The organism is uncultured Sphingomonas sp. (assembly GCF_964250165.1).
Taxonomy (GTDB): domain Bacteria; phylum Pseudomonadota; class Alphaproteobacteria; order Sphingomonadales; family Sphingomonadaceae; genus Sphingomonas.
In genome coordinates this window covers 1-5,952 of record NZ_CAXUEK010000110.1, presented here as the reverse complement: position 1 = coordinate 5,952, position 5,952 = coordinate 1, and the positions used below count along the sequence as shown (strand labels likewise).

Annotated in this window: 9 protein-coding genes; 4 read left to right on the top strand and 5 right to left on the bottom strand. The window is 71.2% G+C overall.

Translation table 11 applies throughout. From position 1 onward, the window contains the following. Positions 1-489 (bottom strand): 30S ribosomal protein S4 (gene rpsD / locus ACFE64_RS14675; protein WP_375393202.1); only part of this gene is annotated, 489 nt, incomplete at its 3' end. Between the two features lie 211 nt (positions 490-700). On the opposite strand from rpsD, the gene ACFE64_RS14670 reads away from it, so the two are divergent. Both ACFE64_RS14670 and ACFE64_RS14665 read left to right on the top strand, forming a co-directional pair. Then, positions 701-1,015, top strand: a complete 315-nt coding sequence (locus tag ACFE64_RS14670; protein WP_375393201.1) for a chorismate mutase — start codon at positions 701-703, stop codon at positions 1,013-1,015. Positions 1,016-1,289: 274 nt separating this feature from the next. Continuing rightward, complete coding sequence (locus ACFE64_RS14665; RefSeq protein WP_375393200.1) at positions 1,290-1,949, top strand: DUF642 domain-containing protein; 660 nt, start codon at positions 1,290-1,292, stop codon at positions 1,947-1,949. Between the two features lie 34 nt (positions 1,950-1,983). Here the strand turns inward: ACFE64_RS14665 and ACFE64_RS14660 are convergent, their stop codons facing one another. Next, positions 1,984-2,712, bottom strand: a complete 729-nt coding sequence (locus tag ACFE64_RS14660; RefSeq protein WP_375393199.1) for an RNA methyltransferase — start codon at positions 2,710-2,712, stop codon at positions 1,984-1,986. A 388-nt stretch (positions 2,713-3,100) separates the two neighbouring features. Here ACFE64_RS14660 and ACFE64_RS14655 point away from each other — a divergent pair, with 388 nt between their 5' ends. Next, complete coding sequence (locus tag ACFE64_RS14655; RefSeq protein WP_375393198.1) at positions 3,101-3,721, top strand: hypothetical protein; 621 nt, start codon at positions 3,101-3,103, stop codon at positions 3,719-3,721. A gap of 3 nt (positions 3,722-3,724) precedes the next feature. Then, complete coding sequence (locus tag ACFE64_RS14650; protein ID WP_375393197.1) at positions 3,725-4,150, top strand: hypothetical protein; 426 nt, start codon at positions 3,725-3,727, stop codon at positions 4,148-4,150. On the opposite strand, the gene nrdR is transcribed toward ACFE64_RS14650, so the two are convergent. The 3 genes from nrdR to glyA all read right to left on the bottom strand — a co-directional run. Further along, positions 4,151-4,612 (bottom strand): transcriptional regulator NrdR, encoded by a 462-nt coding sequence (gene nrdR / locus ACFE64_RS14645; RefSeq protein ID WP_375393196.1) that lies wholly within the window; start codon positions 4,610-4,612, stop codon positions 4,151-4,153. A 122-nt stretch (positions 4,613-4,734) separates the two neighbouring features. Next, a complete protein-coding gene (locus ACFE64_RS14640) occupies positions 4,735-4,923 on the bottom strand; it encodes a hypothetical protein (protein ID WP_375393195.1) in 189 nt (62 codons plus the stop codon). Positions 4,924-4,927: 4 nt separating this feature from the next. Next, a partial coding sequence (glyA, locus tag ACFE64_RS14635; protein ID WP_375393194.1) for a serine hydroxymethyltransferase occupies positions 4,928-5,952 on the bottom strand: 1,025 nt, incomplete at its 5' end.

Genomic DNA, 5,952 nt, shown 5'->3' with positions numbered 1-5,952 from the left:
CTCGCGCTCGGCGAGGTTCTGCGCCTCCAGCACCAGCGCCATCTCCTGCGCCTTGCTGCCCAGCGTGATCTCGTCGCCGACATAGCAACGACGCGACGCGATGTTGCACTTGACGCCGTTCACCCGGACATGCCCATGACTGACCAGCTGGCGGGCGGCGAAGATGGTCGGCGCGAACTTGGCGCGATAGACGATCATGTCCAGCCGCTGCTCCAGCAGGCCGATCAGGTTCTGGCTGGTGTCGCCCTTCATCCGGGCGGCCTCCTGATAGGATTGCTTGAACTGCTTCTCGGTGACGTCGCCGTAATAGCCCTTCAGCTTCTGCTTGGCGCGCAGCTGGATGCCGAAATCGGAGACCTTGCCCTTGCGGCGCTGGCCGTGCTGGCCGGGGCCGTATTCGCGCTTGTTGACCGGCGACTTGGGCCGGCCCCAGATGTTCTCGCCCAGACGGCGATCGAGCTTGTGCTTGGCGCTGGAGCGCTTCGACATGATGGTTCCTTCAATCTGCTAACAACGTAGGTCCCGGTCTCGCGCCACTCGCCACCCCCGACGGGGTCCCCCCAAAGTAGCACTTTGCGGGGTTGCGCGCGGGCCGCCTGCTTCACCGGGGTGCAGGGGCGATTGCGAAGGGGCGCGCCTAGCCGCGCGGGCGGTCGCGGTCAAGCTGGACAGCTTGCGCCCGCGCCGCCAGAGCCGGCGCATGACCATCCCCGCCGGCCCCGACTGCACCACCTTGGCGGAGGTCCGCGCCGGCGTCGACCAGGTCGACCGCGAGCTGGTGGCGCTGCTCGGTCGCCGCTTCGGCTATATGGACGCGGCGGCGCGCATCAAGCCTATGCGGGGCGCGGTGCGCGACGAGGCGCGCAAGGCGCAGGTGATCGCCAACGTTCGTGGCCAGGCCCGTGCGGCGGGCTTGCCGGAGGACGCGCTCGCGGCGCTCTGGGACCGGCTGGTCGAGGCGTCGATCGCGTACGAGCTGGACGCGTTCGACCGGCGTGAGGCGACCGGCGATTGACGGGACCGCGATCGACGATCCTTGCGTTGCGCCGCGGGATCGGGCCGTGTGAACGCGCGGGGGCTCGCGAGAGGTCGCCCCGCGAGCCGGTGCACCATCAGCGGGGATGATGCATCATGGGATGATGGTCGCGCAGGTGCCGTCGTGCACCGTCCCATAATCTGACGATGTCCGGATTGGCGGGAATTTCCAATCTGCGGGCCACCGCCGCCCCCTAGCTTGTCTGCGGCAGATGCCGGGAGGCGGCGAATTGCCGGGCATGATGGGGGATATGATGAGACTGTTAACCGGAACGATGATGGCCACCGCGCTGGCGGCGGCAATGCCGGCATCGGCGGAACTGCTCACCAACGGTGGGTTCGAGACCCCGACCGGATACTTCACCACCTATTCGGGCACGCAGATCCCCGGCTGGACGGTGACGACCAACAATGTCGACATCGCCAGCAACGCCATTTACGGCGCCAACTCGGTCTATGCGTTCGAAGGGACGCAATGGCTCGACCTGGTCGGCACCGGCCGCAGCGGCGCCATCGCGCAGAGTTTCGCGACGACCGCGGGAGCGATCTATCAGCTCAGCTTCGCCTATGCCAACAACCCGGACTACACGCCGGCCTCGGCCAACGTGTCGGTCGTCGGTCTCACGACGCTGCTGGCGACGGCGGTCACCCACGCCAACAGCACGCGCACCGCGGCGGGCTGGATCGTCTACACCGGCAGCTTCACGGCGGACTCGGCGAACGCGACGCTGTCCTTCACCGACACCAGTCACAATCTGAATGCCGGCGTCTATCTCGACGCCGTCTCGGTGCAGGCGATCGCGCCCGGCGTGCCCGAGACTGCGACCTGGGGGATGATGGTCGCGGGGTTCGGTGCGGTGGGCTTCGCCCTGCGCCGACGCCGGCCGGAGACCATCGCGGTCAGGTTCGCCTGACGGCGGCCTGGCAACCGTCGGCGGACACGACGCGTCAGCCGCGCGACCGTTTCGCCCCGTCCAGCGCCGACAGCACGCCGCGCAGCGTGCGCACCTCCTGCGCCGACCAGCCGGGCTTGGTGAGCAGCGTGCGCAGCGTCCGGCGGACGGTCGGCGCACGATCGGCGGGATGATAGAAGCCGTCGCGCTCCAGCATGGCGTCGAGCTGCGCGATCATGCCGTCCAGCTCCGCCTGCGGGGCGGGCGGCTCGAGCTCGACGGCGGGCGGTTGGGCGAGCGCCTCGGCCTTCGACCATTCGTACGCCAGCAGGATCACCGCCTGCGCCAGGTTGAGCGAGCCGAATGCGGGGTTGATCGGCACCGTCACGATGGTGCGCGCGAGCGCGACGTCGTCGGTCGCCAGCCCCGAGCGTTCGGGGCCGAACAGGACGGCGCTGCGCCCCGGCCCGACCCGGATCGCGCCCGCCGCCTGTTCGGGCGTCACCACCGGCTTGGTGACGCCGCGCTTGCGGACGGTGGTGGCGTAGACGTGCGCGCAGTCGGCGACCGCGGCGGCGACGTCGGCGAACACGGCGGCGTCGGCGATGACCTGGTCCGCCCCGCTCGCCGCCGGGCCGGCGGCCGGGTTCGGCCAGCCGTCGCGCGGGCTCACCAGCCGCAGCTCGGTCAGCCCGAAGTTGAGCATCGCGCGCGCCGCCTTGCCGATGTTCTCGGCGAGCTGCGGGCGAACCAGGACGATGACGGGGGGCGGGGGCGCGGCCAAGCTTGCGGTCCGGTGATTGCGGTTGGCCCGCGCCTTATCAGCCGGGGCCAAAGCTGCTAGCATCGCCGTGCGGTGGACTGAAAGGGGGCTGACGGTGCGCACCTGCCTGGCGGTATTCGCGTTGCTGATGATGGCGGGTTGCGGCGCGCCGCCGCCCCCGCCCCCGCCCCCGCCAACAGCGACGCCGCCGCCCGCTCCGCCGCCGCCACCGCCACCGCCGGCCATGCCGCCGCGCCCACCGGCCGCCGCAAGCGCCACCTATGTCCCGCCGCCACCCATGCCGAAGCCGGCGCGGGTGACCATCGGTGGGGGTCGCTCGCCGACGATGCACCGCGCGCGGACCGCTGCCAGCGAGACTGCTGCCTCCTCCACATCCTCTCCGAAGCCGTTGCCGGCGCAGGTCCCGAGCGACTATCCGCGGTTCCCGCTGCCCGCGCCGAGCCCGTCGGCGAAGGTCGATCTGCCCTTCCCGCTGCTCGGCGCGAACGTCACGACGGTCGGCGCGGCCGAGCGCGCGCTGCGCACGGCGCTGGCGGCGAAGGGCTATGACGACCGCAGCTATTATGCCGTCCCCGGCGGGTTCGCGCTGGCGACGCGCGCCGAACGCTTCCTGCCCGACGGGCGCCCGGCGCCGGCGCCGCGCCGCTGGGCGATGGCGCCGACCGCGCTCGTGGACTGGACCCAGCTGCGCCATCCCGGCCAGTGGGTGGACGCGTTCCGGCAGGCGGACCCCGGCCATTATCGGGTGCTGGTGTTCCTGGTCACCGACCGCGACCGGACGACCGGCGCCGCGCCCGTGGGAATCGAGACCGCCGAAGCCTGGACGCAGGGCGGCGCGGACCGCCTGCCGCAGGCGATCGCGGCGCTGCCGCTGGGGCCGGACCACCATCTGGAGGTGCTGGTCTACGAGTTCGCACGCACCGCGGTGAACGCCGAGCCCGTGTTCGTGCCGACCAGTGCGCTCGGCGCGCGTGCGCACCTGCACGGCGCCGGGCTGATGGGAGGCTGAGCGATGCGCGCGACGACAGTGCTGGCGACGATCTGGTGGGCGTGGGGCGTCGTCCTCATCCTGCTGCTGGTCGTGATGTCGAACCTGCCGCTGTTCGGGGCGGACGTGCGCGCAGCGTGGGACTGGTTCACGCCGAACCTGTTCCCGGTCATGGCGCTGGTCGGCGGCATCCACTACCAGGCGCAGAAGGGCTCAGGCGGCGCGGCTGGCGCGGCGGCGGGCGCGGCCGTCGCGCAGTCCCAGCGCAAGCCGAGCTGGCTCGTCGCGCTGGTGCTGAGCGTTCTCTACCTGCTGCTGCTCACCGCCGCGCTGGCCGGCGCGCTGATGTCGCCGGCGCCGCTGGAAGCGCTGCGCGCGTCCAATCTCTGGCTGGGGCCGTTGCTCGCGCTCAACACCGCCGCGCTCGGCGTGGTGTTCGCGCAGGGGTGATCAGCCCTTGACGACTTCGCCGACCGCGCCCGCGAACTCCTCGAAATCGCGCGCCTCGCTGAAATCGCGATAGACGCTGGCGAAGCGGATGTAGGCGACCGAGTCGAGGCCCTTCAGCCCCTCCATCACCAGCTCGCCGATCCGCGACGCAGTCACCTCGCTCTCGCCGGCGGTCTCCAGCTGGCGCTGGATGCCGGACACCAGCTTCTCCAGCCGTACCGGCTCGATCGGCCGCTTGCGCGCCGCCACCGCGATCGAGCGGGTGAGCTTGTCGCGCTCGAACGGCTCGCGCCGGCCATCGCCCTTGACCACGGTCAGCTCGCGCAGCTGGATGCGCTCGAAAGTGGTGAAACGCGCCGCGCAGCCCTCGCACTGCCGCCGCCGCCGGATCGCCGCCCCGTCGTCGGTGGGGCGGCTGTCCTTCACCTGGCTGTCCTCATGGCCGCAGAACGGACAGCGCATCTACCTGGCGACCTCATGGTCGCGCCGCACCGGCCCGCTCTCCCATCCGGCCTCCCAATCAGGATACGCTGGGGGAGACCGGGTGGGGGAGTGGGCCGGTGCGGCCATGGCGCGTGAGCGCCTCAAACCTTTCCGCGCCTCGCATAGGCGACGGCCGCGCCGGTGATCGCTCCCAGGATCGGGCCGACGAACGGCAAGGGGATGGCGAGCACCGCGCCGACCGCGCCGTATTTCGCCATCTTCTTGCCCAGTCCCGGCGTGTCGCGCACGGTGGCACGGACCTCGTCGGCCTTGTCCTCGAAGCTGCTCATTGGTTCATCCCTCGTAGATCGGGAACCGGGCGCACAGGGCGCGGACGCGCTCTCCGACCGCTGCCTCGACCTGCCTGTCGCCGGCTTCGCCCTTCTTGGCCAGGCCGTCGAGCACGTCGGCGACCATGTGGCCGATGTCGCGGAACTCGGCGGGGCCGAAGCCGCGCGTCGTCCCCGCCGGCGAACCGACGCGGATGCCGCTGGTCTTGACCGGCGGCAGCGGATCGAACGGCACGCCGTTCTTGTTGCAGGTGATGCGCGCGCGCTCCAGCGCCTCGTCGGCGTCCTTGCCGGTGACGCCGAGCGGTGTCAGGTCGATCAGCGCCAGGTGCGTGTCGGTGCCGCCCGAGACCACGTCGGCCCCGCGCTCCTTCAGGGTCGCGGCGAGCACCTTCGCGTTCTCGACCACGGCGGCGATATAGCCTTTGAAATCGGGCCGCAGCGCCTCGCCGAACGCCACCGCCTTGGCGGCGATGACGTGCATCAGCGGGCCGCCCTGCAGGCCTGGGAAGACGGCCGAGTTGATCTTCTTGGCCAGCCCCTCGTCGTCGGTCATCACCATGCCGCCGCGCGGCCCGCGCAGCGTCTTGTGGGTGGTGGTGGTGACGACGTGCGCGTGGCCGAACGGGGAAGGGTGCAGCCCCGCGGCGACGATGCCGGCGAAATGCGCCATGTCGACCATGAAGAACGCGCCGACCTTGTCCGCGATGGCGCGGAAGCGGGCGAAGTCGATCTGCCGCGGATAGGCAGAACCGCCGGCGATGATGAGCTTCGGCCGGCGCTCGATCGCGAGCGCCTCGACCTGGTCATAGTCGATCAGGTGCGTGTCGCGGGTGACGCCGTACTGCACGGCGTCGAACCATCTGCCGCTCATCGCCGCCTTCGCGCCGTGGGTCAGGTGGCCGCCCGCGTCGAGGCTCATGCCCAGGATCGTGTCGCCGGGCTTGACCAGCGCGAGCATCACCGCGCCGTTCGCCTGCGCGCCCGAATGCGGCTGGACGTTGGCGAAGCCGCAGCCGAACAGCTGCC